We start from the raw sequence: 244 nt of genomic DNA, 5'->3' as shown, positions 1-244 counted from the left end.
GAGCGAGCACGCGCACGAGCTGCAGGAACCGTGCCCGCGGTGCGAGGTGTGCAGCGCGCCGGTGGCCATCGCCGCCACCGGCCGACCGCGGAAGTACTGCAGCGCCAAGTGCAGGCAGAAGGCCGTGCGCATGCGAGGCGCGATAGAGGCGTTGGCGTTGCTCGAGATCCTTAAGTCCGAGTTCCCGCAGCCTGCGATCGACTGGTCCGATGAGGATCACCGTGTAGCGTAGCGAAACGCGCAT

General features: G+C 67.2%; 1 pseudogene. It reads left to right on the top strand.

The features are described 5' to 3' along the window. Positions 1-232 (top strand): annotated as a pseudogene (locus tag OH705_RS28375) (hypothetical protein); the annotation flags it as partial. Between the last annotated feature and the right edge of the window lie 12 nt (positions 233-244).

Source organism: Pseudomonas sp. BJa3, assembly GCF_026343815.1.
Lineage (GTDB): Bacteria > Pseudomonadota > Gammaproteobacteria > Pseudomonadales > Pseudomonadaceae > Aquipseudomonas > Aquipseudomonas soli.
Note: the sequence above shows the minus strand (reverse complement) of the source record. Positions and strands in the feature narration are given on the sequence as shown.